The sequence below is a fragment of the Bacillus sp. JZ109 genome, from assembly GCF_053903135.1.
This window is the reverse complement of record NZ_CP096388.1, coordinates 2,156,842-2,175,356: the sequence shown is the minus strand read 5'-3', so window position 1 is coordinate 2,175,356 and position 18,515 is coordinate 2,156,842. Positions and strand designations below refer to the sequence as shown.

Below are 18,515 nucleotides of genomic sequence, written 5' to 3'. Positions count from 1 at the left end.
GTTTCATTAGTGAAAACTGAGCATATCAGCAATCTCTTGCAGGGCGTCCTCGGTTAGTTCTTGATCATCATAATCGCTGATCGTCTTTTCTGTTTCTCTTTTGTTCTGGCAGTGTTCGATCAGCTGTAATAAAAATTGACGGCATGTTTCGCTAAGCTGTTCGATGGTTTTGCGCTGAAAGCGGGCATTGTCATAAGTCATATTGACAGTCAATTTTCCTTCTGCAGCGATTGCGCTGATATCCAGCGACTGTTCACGGTTCCATGTTGTGCTGATATCACCTCCGGCACCAAGCGGAGAGAATGAGAAGGCGTCCTCCTCAGGTACTTCAGCTGAGCGGCCGCTTTCAAATTGACCAAGATAATTAAAGCTGATTTCTGGTGCACCTGTGAAATTGATGTCTTTTTTGCCAGGCGGCGTCAAATATTTGATGACACCGTAGCCGAATCCTTTGTCAGGTACACGTCTCAGTGTATCTTTTGTTGTTTTTAGCACATGAACCATGTATTCTTCCGAATCTAGCAAGTCTGCGTTCAATTTAACCAATAACGGATAAATGGCGGTAAACCATCCAACCGTCCGGCTCACATCTATTCCTTCTAATACATCCTCTCGCCCGTGGCCCTCTAATGATAGTTTGAAGGCGGATTGATTGGTCCAATGGCGCAGCGCAAGAATGACAGAAGCGAGCAGCATGTCCTGCGTATCAGTGTTATATGCGCTGTTGGCGTCTTTTAAGAGTGCTGCTGTCTCTTTCTCGTTTAAGGTAAACGAAATCGTGGACCGTTGTCCCTCGTCTGCTCTAGTGCCATCGATGTGATCAAAAGGCAATGCCTCTGTTTGATACTCTTCGGCTTCGCGCCAATACTTGAGCTGTTTCATTAGCTGCTGGCTTTCAGCGTAGTCAGAGAGCTTTTTCGTATACGCTTTAAATGAGCTTGTTTTAGGAGGCAGCTGAATCTCTTCCCCGCCTGCAGCTTGGCGATACCCTAAAGCCAAATCTTCAAGCAGAACCCGCCATGAGATGCCGTCAACGACGAGGTGATGAGCCGATAAAAATAAGAAATCACCGTCAATTGTGTGGAAAAGACCGGCTTGCAGCAGCGGACCATTCTTCAAATCCATTTTCTGCTGAATATCAAGTACATGACGTTTGATAATAGGCTCATACGTGCTATTTCCATCAGTGCCGTCCGGAGCTGATAAATCAATCATCTGAAGGCCGTACAACGCGTCGTCCGAATGACTGAGCGGCCGATTATATTGATCCCACTTTCCTTGTTCATTCTGTGTAAACACCATTCGCAGCGCATCATGATGACACGTTATTGCTTTTAACGTTTTGCGCAGTGCGTCTTCTTGTACAGAGGTGCTTCGATACAGCATTACGGACTGATTAAAATGGTGTTTTTCTTTTATATCTTGAGAAAGAAACCATTTTTGAACAGGCGACCATTGTACGTCTCCCTCAACCGGAGCTTGGCTGGAACTTGTATCTGAATCACGGATATAAGCTGCCAATTCTTGAATGGTCGGATGGCTAAACAAATCTTTCACTGCCATTTGCTTGCCTATCCGGTGAAGCCGCGCAGATACCTGTAACGCTTTGATTGAATCTCCGCCAAGTTCAAAGAACGAATCAGCTGTTCCGATCTTTTCTGCCCCCAGTACTTCTTTCCATATATCTGCCAGTATTTGTTCCATTTTGCTGGCTGGCGGGAGGAATGGACGTTCACCTTCGTGGTTGTATACAGGTTTTGGAAGTGCTCCGCGATCCAGCTTGCCGTTTGGTGACAATGGAAGTGAGTCCAGTTTTTCAATAAACGCAGGGTGCATAAACACCGGCAGCTTGTTTTGTAATTCTGAGCGTACAGCATTTGTGCTCAACTCTGGTTTTGCCACCACATAAGCACTTAATTCGGTTTGTCCTGACGCTGTTACATGAGCAACTACTGCGGCGTCTTTTACACCATTTATACACCGGATGACCGATTCAATTTCTTTCGTTTCTACACGGTATCCTCTGATTTTGACTTGATCATCGATTCTTCCGAGATATTCGAGTGTACCGTCGGCCATCCATCTGGCGGCGTCTCCTGTTCGGTACATTCGTGTTTCGGGTTTAAGTGGATTCTGCGTGAATGCTCTCTCTGTCAGTTCTGGAAGATTGACGTACCCTCTTGCAAGCCCTGTTCCTGCTATACAAAGCTCTCCCGCAACACCGATTGGCTGAAGCTGATGATTGCTATTTAAAATCAGCACTTGAGTCCCGTCAATCGGCTGGCCGATGCTTACGTATGCCTGCTTTTCCATATGTCTCATGACGGTAGTCGCCACGCTGTTTTCTGTCGGTCCATATTCGTTGGCGAGTTCGGTATGCGGACATATAGCTAAGCTGCGGTCGATCAATTCGCGGTCAGCCGCTTCTCCCGCCAGTGTGACGACTCTAAGCGTCTTTACATCTTCCGGCTGCACTACGTCCAAAAGCGCTCGATATAAAACAGGCACAATAATCATATGTGTAATCCGTTGACGAGACAGCTGATGCTTAATGGCCAGAATATCCTTCGCTTCCTCTTCATGAAGCAAAACGGCTTTTGCACCTGACAAAAGCGGTGTAAACATACTAGTTATAAAGCCGTCAAATGAGAAAGAAAAGAGCTGCAGAATGGTATCTGTCTCGTTGAATGCATAAGCGTTTCGCCGCCACTGAAGAGTGTTGGCAATACCTTTATGCTCGACCATTACCCCTTTTGGACGGCCCGTCGTTCCAGAGGTATAAATGATATAAGCCAAATGATGGGCAGACGACATTTGCGGCAGCGGCGATTTGTCGTCTGCCTCTACACTTTCTATCGTTAAGATCTCTCCTTCAAAGTCAGCAAGTGCTTCCCGATCCTCTTCATTTATTGTCATCAGCAGTTTCGTTCCGCTGTCGCTAAGGATATAGCGTTTCCGTTCTGTCGGGTATTCAGGATCGATGGGAACGTAACAGCCTCCGGCTTTCCACACACCAAGTATGGATGCTATCATACTGAACGAACGATGCATCATGATGCCTACTGGTGTGTCCGGCTTAACACCTCGGCTGCGCAATGCACGTGCGATTCCATTGGACCACTCGTCAAGCTCCTCATAAGTGAGTGTTTTGTCTCCGCTGACAAGTGCAGAAGCTTTTGGTGTTCGTGCAGCTTGCTGCTCAAACAGTTGACTGATTGTTTGAACTCCGTATTGATTCGCTTGCCCGGTGTTAAACTCATTAAGCAGCTGGTGCCGCTCTTCTTGGGTCAGGATGTCGATATGGTTGAGTGTCACCTCCGGGTTTTTGCCGATGATGCTAAGTACATTTGTTAAATGCGATGCCCAGCGTTCAATGGTGGTTTTCTCGAACAATGCGGTTGAATATTCAAAAAGGAAATGAATGTTTCCGTCGCCTTCAGATGCCTGTAGTGTCAAATCAAATTTAGAAACGAGATGAGAAACTTGTGCCGGCTTCATTTGCAAATCATGAAGATGCAATGGCTCGTAATCATTATTTTGAACAACTAACATCGCATCAAACACTGGATTCCGGCTCATATCTCGTGTCAATTCAAGCTTATCGACAAGCTCTTCGAACGGGTAATCTTGGTGCTCAAAGGCTTCCAATGCTGTCTCACGCACTTCCTGCAAATACTGTACGAATGGCTTCCCGCCCTCCGGGCGCGTCCGAAGCGCCAGCGTGTTCACAAACATGCCGAGTATCGGCTCAAGATCCTTGTGCGGCCGGCCGGCAATTGGCGAGCCGACGATGATATCTTCCTGTCCGCTTAAGCGTGACAAGAACGCGGTGTAAGCCGCAAGGAGCACCATGTACAGTGTGCTTCCGTTTTCTCGTGCCAGCTTGTGAAGGCCTGATGCAACCTCTTGATCCAGCGTAAATGAGACCTTGTCACCCGCGAAGCTTCGTACAGGCGGGCGGGCATGATCAGCCGGAAGATCCAGCACAGGCAGCTCGCCCTCGAGCTGCTTCAGCCAGTACGCCTCCTGCGTTGTGTACGCGTCTCCTGTTTTGAATCCTTCTTGCCATACGGCATAATCTTTATATTGAATGCGCAGCGCCGGAAGCTTCCGATTATTGTACAGCTCGCCGAATTCCCGAATCAGAATGTTGACGGAAACACCGTCTGAAATGATGTGATGCATATCCACCAGCAACAGGTGCCGCTCATCTGATACCTTTACGATTTGGGCACGGAACAGCGGCGCTTGGCTGAGATCAAACGGTTTGATAAAGGCGGCTGCGGCCTCCTGTTCGGTTCGTTCGCCGAGAACTGTAGTCTGTAACGTAAACGGCACCTCGTCATGGATGCGCTGCACCGGATCGCCTCCTGCGTCCTGTTCGAAGGAGGTACGAAGCGACTCGTGGCGCTTGATCAGCTCTTTGAAAGCTCTGTCCATCCTTTCAGGGTTGAGCTTCCCTTCGAGCTCTAACACAGCCGGCATATTGTAGCCTGTCCCTCCGTCCTCCAGCTGCTGAAGGACATAAATCCGTTTTTGGGCAGAGGAAACCGGATAGGTTTCCTGTTTTTCAGCGGGCTTAATCGCTTCATATGGACTGTCCGTTCCTTCACGGATAACGGTAGCCAGTCCTTCTACCGTCGGATGGCCAAACACATCTTTTAGCGGCACCTGTACATCGAATTCTTTGGCAATCCGTGAGACAAGCGCCGTTGCTTTTAAGGAATGTCCGCCGCGGTCAAAAAAGTTGTCGTGAATCCCGACAGGGCCATTTTTCAGCACGTCCTCCCACAGCTGAGAAAGCTTCATCTCAGTCACGTTTCTCGGCGCTGTGTAGGTCTCCGCATCTGCCGCTCCGCCAGGAGCTGGCAGGGCGTTTCGGTCGAGCTTTCCGCTTGGCGTAACAGGCCACTGTTCCATCTCTATCATATAGGCTGGGATCATGTAGCCCGGCAACAGTCTCTCAAGCTGCGCTCGGACTTCGTTTCTTTGGAGCCCTTCTACATAAGCGCATAATTCCGGCTCGCCGCTGTCTGTCCGTACGGTAACGGCCGCCTCTCTTACATCTTCTATACTTCTTAGTGCCGCTTCAATTTCTCCCGGCTCAATCCGGTAGCCGCGGATTTTCACCTGATCATCCAACCGTCCCAGGAATTCAACATTCCCGTCAGGGAGCCAGCGCGCCACATCCCCTGTTTTGTACATGCGTTCACCCGGGTAAAACGGATCCTCAAGAAAACGCTCCTCCGTTAATGACGGCCGATTCAAATAGCCTCTGGCAACACCGGCTCCGGCAATGTATAGTTCGCCGATACATCCGGCAGGCAGCATCCGCTGCTTTTGATTGAGGATATACAATCTGACATGATGAACAGGTTTTCCAATTGGAATACGTTCAAGTTTTTCATGCAGCGGACAATCAAAGAATGAAGCTTCTACAGTTGCCTCCGTTGGTCCGTAGGAATTGGTTAAAGCAACATTTGGAAGCAACTCGCAAAATCGGGAGACGAGATGGGTTCCCAGCTGCTCTCCCCCGGAAAACACCCGCTTGAGTCCCTTTGTTTTAATCGGTACAGGGCGATATTTTATATGTTCTAAAAATACATGAAGCATTGAAGGCACAAAATGCATAGCTGTGATCTTTTGTTCTTCTATAGCCTGCGCGATCACTTCAGGTTCTTTTTCGCCTCCCTGAGGAAGCAGATAAACAGAAGCACCGGCATAAGACCACCAAAACAGCTCCCATATTGAAGCATCGAATGAATAGGATGTTTTGTGCATAATCATGTCTGAATGCTTTAGCTGATAGCGGGACTGTAGGGAATTCAAAAAATTCACCGCTGATCGATGTTCAATTTCAACACCCTTAGGCATCCCGGTAGAGCCGGATGTATAGATGACATAGGCTAAAGATTGCGGGAGAACGTTCACATTCGGATTGGACAAACGATGTGCCAGTCCGCTATTTGTCTGATTGAGATAGACAATCTCTCCTGTAAATGCCGGAATATGAAGGCTGGCAGACTGAAGCAGGAGAATGTTTGTACCGCTGTCCTCCAGCAGAAAGCTGATTCGTTCTTCCGGATAATCCGGGTCGATGGGCAGATAAGCGCCGCCAGCTTTAAGAATGCCATAAATGCCAAGCAGCATTTCAGGTGAACGCTTTCCTATAATGGCAACAGTCGTTTCGGGTTTTACCCCCCGTCCGATCAGCTCCCAGGCGATACGGTTAGCCTGTTCGTTCAATTCTTTATAGGTCATCACTCCATTTTCGAAGATAACGGCCGCCTGATCAGGCGTTTTTGCTGCCTGCTGTTCGAGTGCATAGTGGAGCGTTTGATTCATTGAATAGTCCGTCTCCTCAAACAGATGGCATGATTCAATGAAATCTCGCTCTTCTTCTTTTGTTAAGATTGGAATATTGTCCAATTCTGTTTCAGGACTGGCAGCTGTATGTTCCACAAGCGTGGTGAAAAGGCTGGCCCACCTTTGGATGGTTTCTTTCTCAAACAAAGCTGTACTGTATTCAAACTGACAGAAAAGCTCGGAATCATGTTCTGTAACGTATAGGGAAATATCAAATTTTGATATTGGGTGCACCAAGTCGTTCCACTGAAGCTGTACATCATTCATTTTTAGCTTTTGCTGTTCCATATTCTGAAGGACTAGCGTTGTGTCAAACAAAGGATTCCGGCTCATTTCCCGCTGCACACCGAGTTTGTCCACAAGCTCTTCAAACGGGTAATCCTGATGCTCATACGCTTCTAGTGCCGTCTGTCTGACTTCTTTCAGAAATTCCTCAAACGTCTTATTACCCGCCGGGCGTGTGCGGAGAGCCAGTGTATTGACGAACATCCCAAGAACAGCTTCAAGGTCGGCATGGGGCCGTCCGGCGATAGGTGAACCAATCACGATATCATCCTGACCGCTTAACCGAGACAAAAAGGCTGAATACAAAGCGAGAAGCGTCATATAAAGCGTGCTTCTGTTTTTATGGGCGAGCCGCTTTATGCGGGCCGTGATCTCTTTGTCCAATTGAAAGGTTACTTTTCCGCCTATGAATTGCCGTTCTGCCGGACGTCGTTTATCTGTTGGAAGCTCCAGTATAGGAAGATCCCCGCTAAACTGCTGCTGCCAGTAAGTCTCCTGCTTTTGGTACGAGTCTCCCTTTTTAAATTTCTGCTGCCATACGGCGTAATCTTTATATTGGATCCGCAATGGCTTAAGCTGCCGGTTTGCATAAAGATCGGTAAATTCTCGGATTAGGAGCTGAACGGATACGCCATCTGAAATGATATGGTGCATATCCACCAGCAATACATGCTTCTCGTTTGACACTTCTATAAGGCCTGCTCTAAATAATGGCGCCTGGCTGAGATCAAAGGGACGGACAAATCCCTCGATAGTGGTCTCTTTACTTAACGTAAACGGCACTTCGGTGTGGATACGCTGAACTGGCTCGTCATCAGCTCCGGATACAAAGGAAGTTCGAAGCGGCTCATGCCGGCTGATCAGTTCTTTACATACAGCAGACAGTTTGGCGACATCCAGTGCACCTTCCAGTTCTAAGACCGCAGGCATGTTATAGGCGACACCCTCATCAAGCTGTTGAAGCACATAGATTCGTTTTTGGGCCGAAGATACAGGATATGTATCCCTTTTTTCTGCTGGTTCAATTGCTGCATACGGATTTTGTTCTGCCTCTCGAATGATTAAAGCTAATCCTTCAACAGTCGGATGAGCAAAGATGTCCTTAAGTGAAACTTGCACATGGAATTCCTTTGCGATCCGTGACATAAGCACTGTTGCTTTTAACGAGTGGCCGCCATTGTCAAAAAAGTTGTCTTGGATGCCTATATGCCCATTCTTTAGCACATCTTCAAATAGTTGCGAAAGCTTTGCCTCTATCAGATTTCGAGGGGCAGTATATGGGTTTCCGCTGATTGAAGCATCTGGCTCCGGAAGTGCTGCGCGATCTACTTTTCCGTTTGGGGTAAGAGGTATGCTGTCAACCCATACCCATTTCGCCGGAATCATGTATTCTGGGAGCTCACTAGCCATATAACTGCGTAAATCTATTGCATTCAGCTTTTGTACACTGCAATAGTAAGCGCATAATTCATGTTCACCGTTTTGATTTTGCCAGATGAGAATGGCAGCCTCACTAATGTCCGGATGATTCATTAGCGTGACTTCGATTTCTTGCGGCTCAATTCGATAACCTCTGATTTTCACTTGATTGTCTGCTCGTCCGATATATTCGATGTTGCCGTCTTCAAGCCGTCTGGCCAAATCACCTGTCCGGTACATAATCACACCAGACCTGAATGGGTCGGATGAAAATTTGTCGCTTGTCAGTTTATCGTGATTGACATATCCTCTGGCAACACTTGCGCCGGAAATATAGAGTTCGCCTGGTACGCCGCATGGCTGAAGCTGTTTTTGATGATTCAAAATATATAGATCAGTACAGCCTATCGGTTTACCGATTGGCGGAAGCTCAGGAATAGGGTCTCCAGGATGAATGGTATACGTAGATACCACATGAGTTTCTGAAGGTCCGTAATGATTGTGCAGGTGTATGCCGCGTTCACGCAACACATTTTGGAAAAGGTCTGAAATCATTAATTGTTCCCCGGCTGCGATCAGGTGTTTGACGCCATCAGGAAACGAGTTCGCAAGTTCTCGCTCGCTGAAAATCATTTTGATAAAAGCAGTTGGGAGAAACACAATATTCGTCTGATGCTTGTTTATAAATGTAAACAGCTGAGGCACATCTCTTTTTATGTCTTCTGGAACGATGTGGAGTGTGCCGCCTTTCAGAAGCGCAGAAAATATTTCTTGATAGCAGACGTCGAAGGAAGGTGTCGCAAATTGCAGAACATCTGCTTCAAAGTCAATGCCGGAGTGAGTATATTCGAATTTCAGCAAGTTAGCCATGTTTCGATGCTCAAATTGAACACCCTTTGGTTTACCTGTTGTGCCTGATGTATAAATCATATACAGCAGATCGTCAGCATCGTTGACTGACTTTATGTTACTGCCGTCTACTTTGCTTTCGATTTCTTCTGGATGAGTGATAATGTAATTGTCTTCTAACGATGAGGAAAGATGCGCTTGTGAAACAACATGCGAACAGCCGCAATCATGCAGAATATAACGGATTCTGTCAGCCGGGTAATGCGGATCAACGGGAACAATGGCGCCGCCTGCCTTTAAGATTCCAAGAACGCCGCTGATAAACGCCGCAGAGCGATCCATCATAATCGCAACGGGTTCCTGTCTCACAACGCCTTTCATTCGTAAATGCCGTGCCAATCTGTTAGCCGCTTTATTCAGTTCTCTGTATGTTAATGAGTAGGCTTGATCAATTACAGCATGAGCATCTGGTGTCTTTTCCGCTTGCTTTTCAAACATGGCATGGATGGTTTCGTAAACTGGTGTTCGATCTGTGATTTCTCCAATCAGCTGCCGCTTTTCAGTATCTGTCGTGATATCGATTTCTTCAGGTGGAAGATTCGGATTATTTAAGATTTGTGATACAGCATTCAGAAGATGCTCTTTGACAGAGAGCACAAAAGACCGATCGTGCTGCTCCGCATCATAGTTCATTTTGATATGAATTTCTTCCCCTGGCGCCACCATAAGATAAAAGCTGTAGTTGGTTTCATCTGCGACAGTGAAATTATGAATCTGAAAAAGATCAGTAGCATGTTCCTGTTTGTTCAGCATTTGAATCTCTTGCTGCACCGGATAGTTTTCAAATACGAGAATATGATCAATCAGCCCTTGCTTAACAGCTGAGCGGGATTGAATCTCATATAAAGGGTGGTAGCTGTACGCTTCAGCGGCAAGACGGTCTTTTTGCATATCTTTTATAAGTTGAAGAAATGGCGTTTTTGCCCCCTGCACCCGAACCGGCATCGTATTAATGAAAAGACCTACCATATGTTCAATGCCTTCGATTTCTGCGGGTCTTCCTGAAATAACAGAACCGAATACGGCGTCATCGTTATTATTATATTTTTGCAGCAGAATGCCCCAAATAGTATGAAAAATCGTACTGAGTGTCACTTCTTCTCTTGCAGCAAGCTCTGAAAGTCTGCTGCTTTCTTCCTTAGAGAATGAAAATGTAACGTGTTCCTGCCTGCTTCTTCCCTTTGTTTTTTTCTTCTGCTTCGGAAGCACGGTTTGCTGTTCGTGGCCGGAAAGATAATGGTCCCAATAAGAAACCGCCTGCTCTTTGTCTTGCTCCATCAGCCATTTGATATACTTTCCGTATGGCTGGACCGGCTCCAATGTTATAGGGGATGCATTTACATAAGATGCGTAAATATGCAGAAACTCCTTTAGCACAATGCTGAGGCACCAACCGTCCATCATGATATGATGAAAGGTCCAAATGCAGGAGTACTGGCTCTCTCCTGTTTGAATAAGAGCGATGCGCATGAGCACATCCTTTTGCAAATGAAACCCCCGGTCCCGGTCCTTTTCTTTCCATTGCTCGATAAACTGTGATTGCTCCGCCTCGTTTAAATGAGTAATGTTTTCTTCCAGGACGATGACATTTCGTTCTCTCAGAACAACCTGCTGGGGGGAGGAAACATTTTGGCTGATAAAAATCGTTCTGAAAATATCATGTCTTTCTACAAGAGCGTTGATGCTGTTTTGAAAAAACTGCGGGTTGACTTTTCCTTCTATTGTAAAAGAAGCTTGCTCAACATATGCCTGTGAATCTTTTTGCAGGAGGGAATGGAAAAGCATCCCTTCCTGCATGTAAGACAGCGGATAAATATCCTGAATTGAATTCGCTTTTGTCATGTTCATGTCTCCTGTCACGATTTTCTACAATTCTTCCACCAAGCTGGATATGCTGTCCAAGTCCTCTGCCGTTAATGATTGACTGCTGAAATCGCTCAGTGTCTTTTCAGCTTTCTGTTGACCGGCGCAGTGTTTCATAATGTCCAGCAAAAAGTGTTCAATCCTGTTAATAAGCTGCTCCATTGTGTTTCTATGAAAGCGGGCTGGCGGATAACTAAGATTGAAATGGAGCTTTTTGTCTGCTGCCATTGCACTCATCTCAATGATTTGCTCACGCTTCCATGTATGAGTGATATCCTTTCCGCTTCCAAGGCTTGATGGACGGAAGGTGTCCTGTCTTTCGATGTCGTTGAACTGGCCCAAATAGTTAAAGCTGATTTCAGGTGTTTTTGAAAACGTAATGCTTTTATTTTCAGGATGTGTAAGGTATTTCAGCATACCGTAACCTACCCCTTTGTTTGGTATCCGGCCCAGTGTATCTTTAACGGTTTTTACTGCGGTTCCGAGCTCATCCCTATGATTTTCAAAGCTTATGAGGGCCGGGTACATGGATGTAAACCAGCCGACCGTCCTGCTGATATCTAACTCTGGCAGAATGTGTTCTCTCCCGTGTCCTTCCATAGCGATACGGAGCTTGCTTCCGCCTGTCCATTCACAAATCGCCAAGGATGCTGCGGTTAACAGAATATCTTGTGTATCTGTGCCATAGGCGTAATTGACGTTTTGCAGCAAGACGGCGGTGTCTGCTTCAGTCAGTGAAAAGCTTAATGAGTCCCTTTTGCTGGAGTCGATGTTCACATGATGCGGTATTTCATATGGCAGTTCTGCGGCTTGCTGTTCTTCTACACTTCGCCAATACGCCTCTTCGCGAATCAGCTTACTGCTTTGGGCATATTCCTGTATGCGTCTTGCGTATTCCTGGTAGGAATCCGTTTTAGGTGGAAGCTGGATCGTCTGGCCTGCAGCAGCTTGTTGATATCCGGCTGACAAATCCTCCAGCAAAATCCGCCATGAGACACCATCAACGACAAGGTGATGGATCGCAAGGAACAAGTAATCTCCGGTCAGTGTTTTAAACAAAGCGGCGTGCAACAATGGTCCTTCCTGCAAATTGATGCTTTGCTGAAGATCTGCAACTTCTTGTTTGATTTTCGTCTCCCAGCCGCTTTCTGACTGTGAAAGATCAGAGATTCTTAAGCTGTATAGCTGTGACTCATGAATGCCTTGGTTGATTTGAATCCATCGCCTATCATCGTTGCGATAAACCATCCGAAGCGCATCATGATGCTCCGCCAGTTTTTTCAAGGCTGGTCTAATGGCGTTTTCAGACAAACGTCCAGAATGGAATAGCATGACAGACTGATTGAAATGGTGTCTTTCTTCAATATCTTGTGAAAAAAACCATTGCTGAACAGGCGTCCAAGGAACGTCACCCTGAACGGGTCCTTGCTCTATGATTCTCTCTGACTTACGGATAAATGGTGATAAGTCCTTTATCTTTGGATGACGGAATAAATCACTTACCTGCAAGCTTAGTCCATAGCGCCCAAGGCGTGCAGAAACTTGAAGGGCTTTGATTGAATCTCCACCCAATTCAAAAAACGAATCCTCTATTCCGATCCTCTGGATGTCGAGAACTTCCTGCCAGATCAACACAAGTTGGTCTTCAAGGTCATTTCGAGGTGGAGCGTACGTTTGTTTAGATGTGAAATTTGGTTCAGGAAGTGCTTTTCGGTTCAATTTGCCGTTTGATGTGAGCGGGAGAGTCTCCATTTCAATAATGTACGCCGGGATCATATAGTTTGGCAGCGAACGCGCGAGAAGTGAACGTACTTGTTCAGCATTCGTGCCTGCTTTTACGCTGATATAGCCAAACAGCTCTTTGCTCCCGGTCTGGGCTGTACGTGCTAACACTGCGGCTTCTTTGACCCCGTCTATTTGACGAAGTGCTGATTCGATTTCACCCAGCTCCACCCGATAGCCTCTGACTTTTACTTGATCATCAATACGCCCAACGTACTCAATTGTGCCATCAGGAAGCCAGCGCGCCAGATCACCTGTGCGATACAGTCGATCGCCAGATGCAAATGGATGTGGGACAAATTTCTCTTTCGTTAGATCAGGACGGCCCAAATATCCTCTGGCGACGCCATCTCCGCCGACACAAAGTTCACCGACAGCTCCGACCGGCTGCAGCACTCCCCATTGATTTAAGATAAAAGCGGTGGAATTACCAACCGGCCGCCCGATCGGAATGGAAAGTTCATATGTTTTTTGAATGTGAAGGCATGTCGAAAAAGTTGTATTTTCGGTAGGGCCATATCCATTCCATATCGATACTTCAGGGCAGACATTTCTGATTCGATTGACGTGGCTCGGCGACAAAGCTTCTCCGCCAATAATCAAATGTTTCAGCTGTGAAAATGTTTGTTCATTTTGCTCTGTCAAATGATTGAATAGAGAAGATGTCAGCCAAATCGTTGTGATTCCTTGATGTTCTATGTACCTCTTAAGCTGATGGGAATCGAGAAATGTTTGTTGATCGGACAGATGCAAAGCGGCACCATTTAGCAGCGGTCCGAAAATTTCAAATGACCCAACGTCGAAACCGATTGATGATGTCATCAGAAGGCGGTCTTCAGGTGTAAATGTAATATAATTGCTGTTTTTAACAAGACGAATTACACTTCGCTGCTCAATCATGACACCCTTTGGTTTACCGGTTGATCCAGAGGTATAAATGATATATGCGAGTGAATGTGGCCCTGCTGAAGAATCAACGTTCTTCGTTTTTCCTTGCTTTTGAATATCTTCGATTATGATTTGTTCACATTCAATGTCTAATAGTTGTTTTTCTGTTTTTTCAGATTGAAGGAGTAATGCCGCCCCGCTGTCTGACAGCATATAAGCTATTCGTTCAACAGGCAGATCAGAAGCAATAGGCAGATAGGCTCCCCCGGCTTTCAGAATGCCCAGCATTCCTGCAATGAGTTCTGGTGTTCTGCCTGTCAACAAGGCTACAACACTATCAGGCCCTACGCCCTTAATCTGTAGAACTGAGGCAATTTGATTTGCCCAGCTGTTCAGGTCCTCGTAAGTAAATACTTGGGTGTCGCTGACAATTGCGACAGCATTAGGCGTTTGTTCAGCCTGCATTTCAAAGAGTCTGCTGATGGTTTCATTTCTTGGATAATTTATTTTTGTACGATTGAGCTCGTGGATAAGGTAATGGGTCTCATCCTCATTCAGGATATTTATTGTTCCGAGAGCGGCTTTGTTGTCTTTGATGATGGAGAGTAACATATTGATGAAGTATTGAAGCCACTTTTCTATCGTTTTTTTCTTATATAAGTCAGTACTAAACTCCATTTGGAACGTCAGCAAACCGTGGGGCTGTTCCTGGGCATATAGGGTTAAATCAAATTTGGACGTTTGATGCCCATTGTTTGCTGCAGGTTTGAGACAAAGTTCATCCAGCTCCAACGATTCCTGATCCATGTTTTGAAGAACAAACATTACGTCAAACAGCGGATTTCTGCTCATATCCCGTGTCAATTCAAGCTTATCAACAAGCTCTTCGAACGGGTAATCCTGGTGCTCAAAGGCTTCCAATGCTGTCTCACGCACTTCCTGCAAATACTGTACGAATGGCTTCCCGCCCTCCGGGCGTGTCCGAAGCGCCAGCGTGTTCACAAACATGCCGAGTATCGGCTCAAGATCCTTGTGCGGCCGGCCGGCAATTGGCGAGCCGACGATGATATCTTCCTGTCCGCTTAAGCGTGACAAGAACACGGTGTAAGCTGCAAGGAGCACCATGTACAGTGTGCTTCCGTTTTCTCGTGCCAGCTTGTAAAGGCCTGATGCAACCTCTTGATCCAGCGTAAATGAGACCTTGTCACCAGCGAAGCTTCGCACCGGCGGGCGGGCATGATCAGCCGGAAGATCCAGCACAGGCAGCTCGCCCTCGAGCTGCTTCAGCCAGTACGCCTCTTGCGTTTTGTACGCGTCTCCTGTTTTGAATCCTTCTTGCCATACGGCATAATCTTTATATTGAATGCGCAGTGCCGGAAGCTTCCGATTATTGTACAGCTCGCCGAATTCCCGAATCAGAATGTTGACGGAAACACCGTCTGAAATGATGTGATGTATATCCACCAGCAACAGGTGCCGCTCATCTGATACCTTTACGATTTGGGCACGGAACAGCGGCGCTTGGCTGAGATCAAACGGTTTGATAAATGCGGCTGCGGCCTCCTGTTCGGTTCGTGCGCCGAGAACTGTAGTCTGTAACGTAAACGGCGCCTCGTCATGGATGCGCTGCACCGGATCGCCTCCTGCGTCCTGTTCGAAGGAGGTCCGAAGCGACTCGTGGCGCTTGATCAGCTCTTTGAAAGCTCTGTCCATCCTTTCAGGGTTGAGCTTCCCTTCGAGCTCTAACACAGCCGGCATATTGTAGCCTGTCCCTCCGTCCTCCAGCTGCTGAAGGACATAAATCCGTTTTTGGGCAGAGGAAACCGGATAGGTTTCCTGTTTTTCAGCGGGCTTAATCGCTTCATATGGACTGTCCGTTCCTTCACGGATAACGGTAGCCAGTCCTTCTACCGTCGGATGGGCAAACACATCTTTTAGCGGCACCTGTACATCGAATTCTTTGGTGATCCGTGAGACAAGCGCTGTTGCTTTTAAGGAATGTCCCCCGCGGTCAAAAAAGTTGTCGTGAATCCCGACAGGGCCATTTTTCAGCACGTCCTCCCACAGCTGAGAAAGCTTCATCTCAGTCACGTTTCTCGGCGCTGTGTAGGTCTCCGCATCTGCCGCTCCGTCAGGAGCTGGCAGGGCGTTTCGGTCGAGCTTTCCGCTTGGCGTAACCGGCCACTGTTCCATCTCTATCATATAGGCTGGGACCATGTAGCCCGGCAACAGTCTCTCAAGCTGTGCCCGCACTTCGTTTCTTTGGAGCCCTTCTACATAAGCGCATAATTCCGGCTCGCCGCTGTCTGTCCGTACGGTAACGGCCGCCTCCCTTACGCCTTCTATGCTTCTTAGTGCCGCTTCAATCTCTCCCGGCTCAATCCGGTAGCCGCGGATTTTCACCTGATCATCCGTGCGCCCGAGGAATTCAATATTCCCGTCAGGGAGCCAGCGCGCCACATCCCCGGTTTTGTACATGCGTTCACCCGGGTAAAACGGGTCCTTAAGAAAACGCTCCTCCGTTAATGCCGGCCGATTCAAATAACCTCTGGCAACACCCGCTCCGGCAATGTACAGTTCGCCGGCGACACCAGAAGGCTGTACGGCTAAATGTGGATCTAAAACATACAAACGCGCACCGGGTACGGGCTTCCCGATCGGAATCCGCAAGCGGTCCCTGTCCCGTTCTGGGTCCAACACGTAAAATGCCGCGTCTACCGTTGCTTCTGTCGGCCCGTAACCATGGATTAATGATACCTGTGGCAAGATAGAAGCAAAACGGGCTGCCGTACGCGGCGCAAGCGGTTCACCTCCGGCGAATACACGCTTTAGGTTTGTCCCGTCACCGAGCGCTAACATTTCCGCTTGATCTAGAAAGCTGTTCAGCATAGCCGGAATAAAATGAGCCGTTGTCACGTTTTCCTGATGAATGGCTTTTACGATCAATGCCGGATCTTTCTCCCAGCCGGGCGGAAGCAGATAAGCCGAAGCGCCGGAAAGCGACCACCAAAACAGCTGCCAGACAGACGCATCAAAGGAAAAAGAGGTTTTCACCATGACAATGTCATCTTCCGAAAGCGGAAACTGGTGCTGCATGCCGGTCAGAAAAGAAACAGCCTGACGGTGCTCAACGGCCACTCCTTTCGGCTGACCGGTAGAGCCCGATGTATAGATGACATAGGCGAGAGAACCGCCGTCAGCAGGAGTAAACAGATGGTTTTCTGCTTTTTCGCTCGCAAGAGATGTCATGTCCACTTCAAGCGTCTCTCCGGAAAAGTTCGGTACGGAGCATCCCGGCTGCGTCAGCAAGAGCGATGCCCCGCTGTCTTTCAGCATGTAGCTCAGCCGCTCCTTTGGATACGCAGGATCAAGCGGCAAATACGCCCCGCCGGCCTTCAAGACAGCAAGGACAGCGATCAGCATGTCAGGTGAGCGTTCAGACAGGATACCGACGATACTTTCGTTTGAGACGCCGCGTGCCGCAAGGTGCGCAGCCAGCCGGCTGGCGTACATATCAAGCTCAGCGTATGTCAGCGAACCGCCTGAAAAGCGAATCGCTGGCCGCTCCGGTGTGACTGCCGCCTGTCGTTCAAACAGCCCATGCAAGGTTGGGGCTTCAGGTGAAACAGATACTGTCCTGTTATTTTGAGAAACGATTTTCCGTGTTTTGTCCTCATCTAGCAATGTCATCTTTGACACAGGAAGAGATGGATCAGAGATGACGTCAGAGATCATGTGCTGTAAATAATCTTTTATTTCGGACATCATATTTGGTTGATAAGTGCCTGTATGAAAATGAATCCGAACGTACAAAGTACGCCCTGGGATCACTTTGACACTGCATCTATAATTAGTTACCTCTTCCATCTCAAAATCTTTCACGGAGAAATCAAATGATCCAGCTTGATTCAGCTCTTCAATCTCTTGTTGAGTAGGTGTATTTTCAAAGACGATAATATGATCAATCAGCTCTTGTTTAAGAGCGCTCTGCGCCTGAATGTCATATAAAGGGAAGTAACTATACGCTTCTGCTTCAGTCATGTCCTTTTGCATTCCGCTGACTAGGTCAGAAAAAGACAGAAAATCACTTTGGACTCGAATAGGAATGGTATTGATAAAAAGTCCGACCATGTTTTCCACATCTTTTAGCTCAGAAGGTCTGCCTGATATAACTGATCCGAATACAGCATCGTCGCGACGATTGAACTTTTGGAGCATGATTCCCCATAAAGCTTGGAAAACAGTGTTAAGTGTCGCACCACATGCTGCAGCGATTTTCTGTAATTCGGAGGTTTCTTTTTCAGGAATGGTAAACGTGATCTGCTGTAATGTCCCATCCGACATTTGATCTGTTCTTTTAGGCAGAGGTGAAGCTTTTTCGAAATGCTGAAGCCTCTTTTTCCAATACTCAGCTGCTTCTTCCCGGTCTTGCTGCATCAGCCATTTAATATACGTCCCGTACGGCTGTACGGGAGGCAAATCAGGAAACTGCCCTTTTCCAAGCGCTTGATAAATATGGAGAAAGTCTTTAATGACGATGCCTAAACACCAGCCATCCATTAAAATATGATGGTGGCTCCAGATACAGACATAATGATCAGGCGCCCATTTTAAAATAGATATTCTCATCAGTACATCCGTTTGGAGATCAAAGCCTTTTGATTTGTCCTGTTCTTTGAATGCCTCTGTACAATGTTCTTTATCTTTTTCATTGAGATGAGAAATATCTTCAACATGAACATGGCAATGACGTTGCTTGAGCACGACTTGACGAGGTTTGGCTACATTTTTATAGATGAATGCTGTTCGAAAGATATCGTACCTGTCAAAAACAGCATCCATACTTTTCTGGAAACGCTCCAAGTCAAGCTGTCCATTGATCGTAAAAGAAGCCTGTTCAAAATAAGCTCTCGACTGCTCATCATACAATGAGTGAAAAAGCATCCCTTCCTGCATAAATGACAAAGGGTATATATCCTGTATTTCAGGTTGCTGCGGCATCA

Annotated in this window: 2 protein-coding genes; both read right to left on the bottom strand. The window is 47.1% G+C overall.

The features are described from left to right. Positions 1-6 precede the first annotated feature (6 nt). Positions 7-10,821: a plipastatin non-ribosomal peptide synthetase PpsD gene (gene ppsD / locus M1D94_RS11485; protein ID WP_424935096.1), complete on the bottom strand. Its 10,815-nt coding sequence runs from the start codon at positions 10,819-10,821 to the stop codon at positions 7-9. 24 nt (positions 10,822-10,845) lie between these two features. Further along, positions 10,846-18,513, bottom strand: a complete 7,668-nt coding sequence (gene ppsC / locus M1D94_RS11480) for a plipastatin non-ribosomal peptide synthetase PpsC (protein ID WP_424935095.1) — start codon at positions 18,511-18,513, stop codon at positions 10,846-10,848. Positions 18,514-18,515: the final 2 nt, after the last annotated feature.

Excerpts from the sequence above, each read along its gene's own strand:
- ppsD (WP_424935096.1), bottom strand. The coding sequence starts at position 10,821 with ATGACAAAAGCGAATTCAATTCAGGATATTTATCCGCTGTCTTACATG.
- ppsC (WP_424935095.1), bottom strand. The coding sequence starts at position 18,513 with ATGCCGCAGCAACCTGAAATACAGGATATATACCCTTTGTCATTTATG.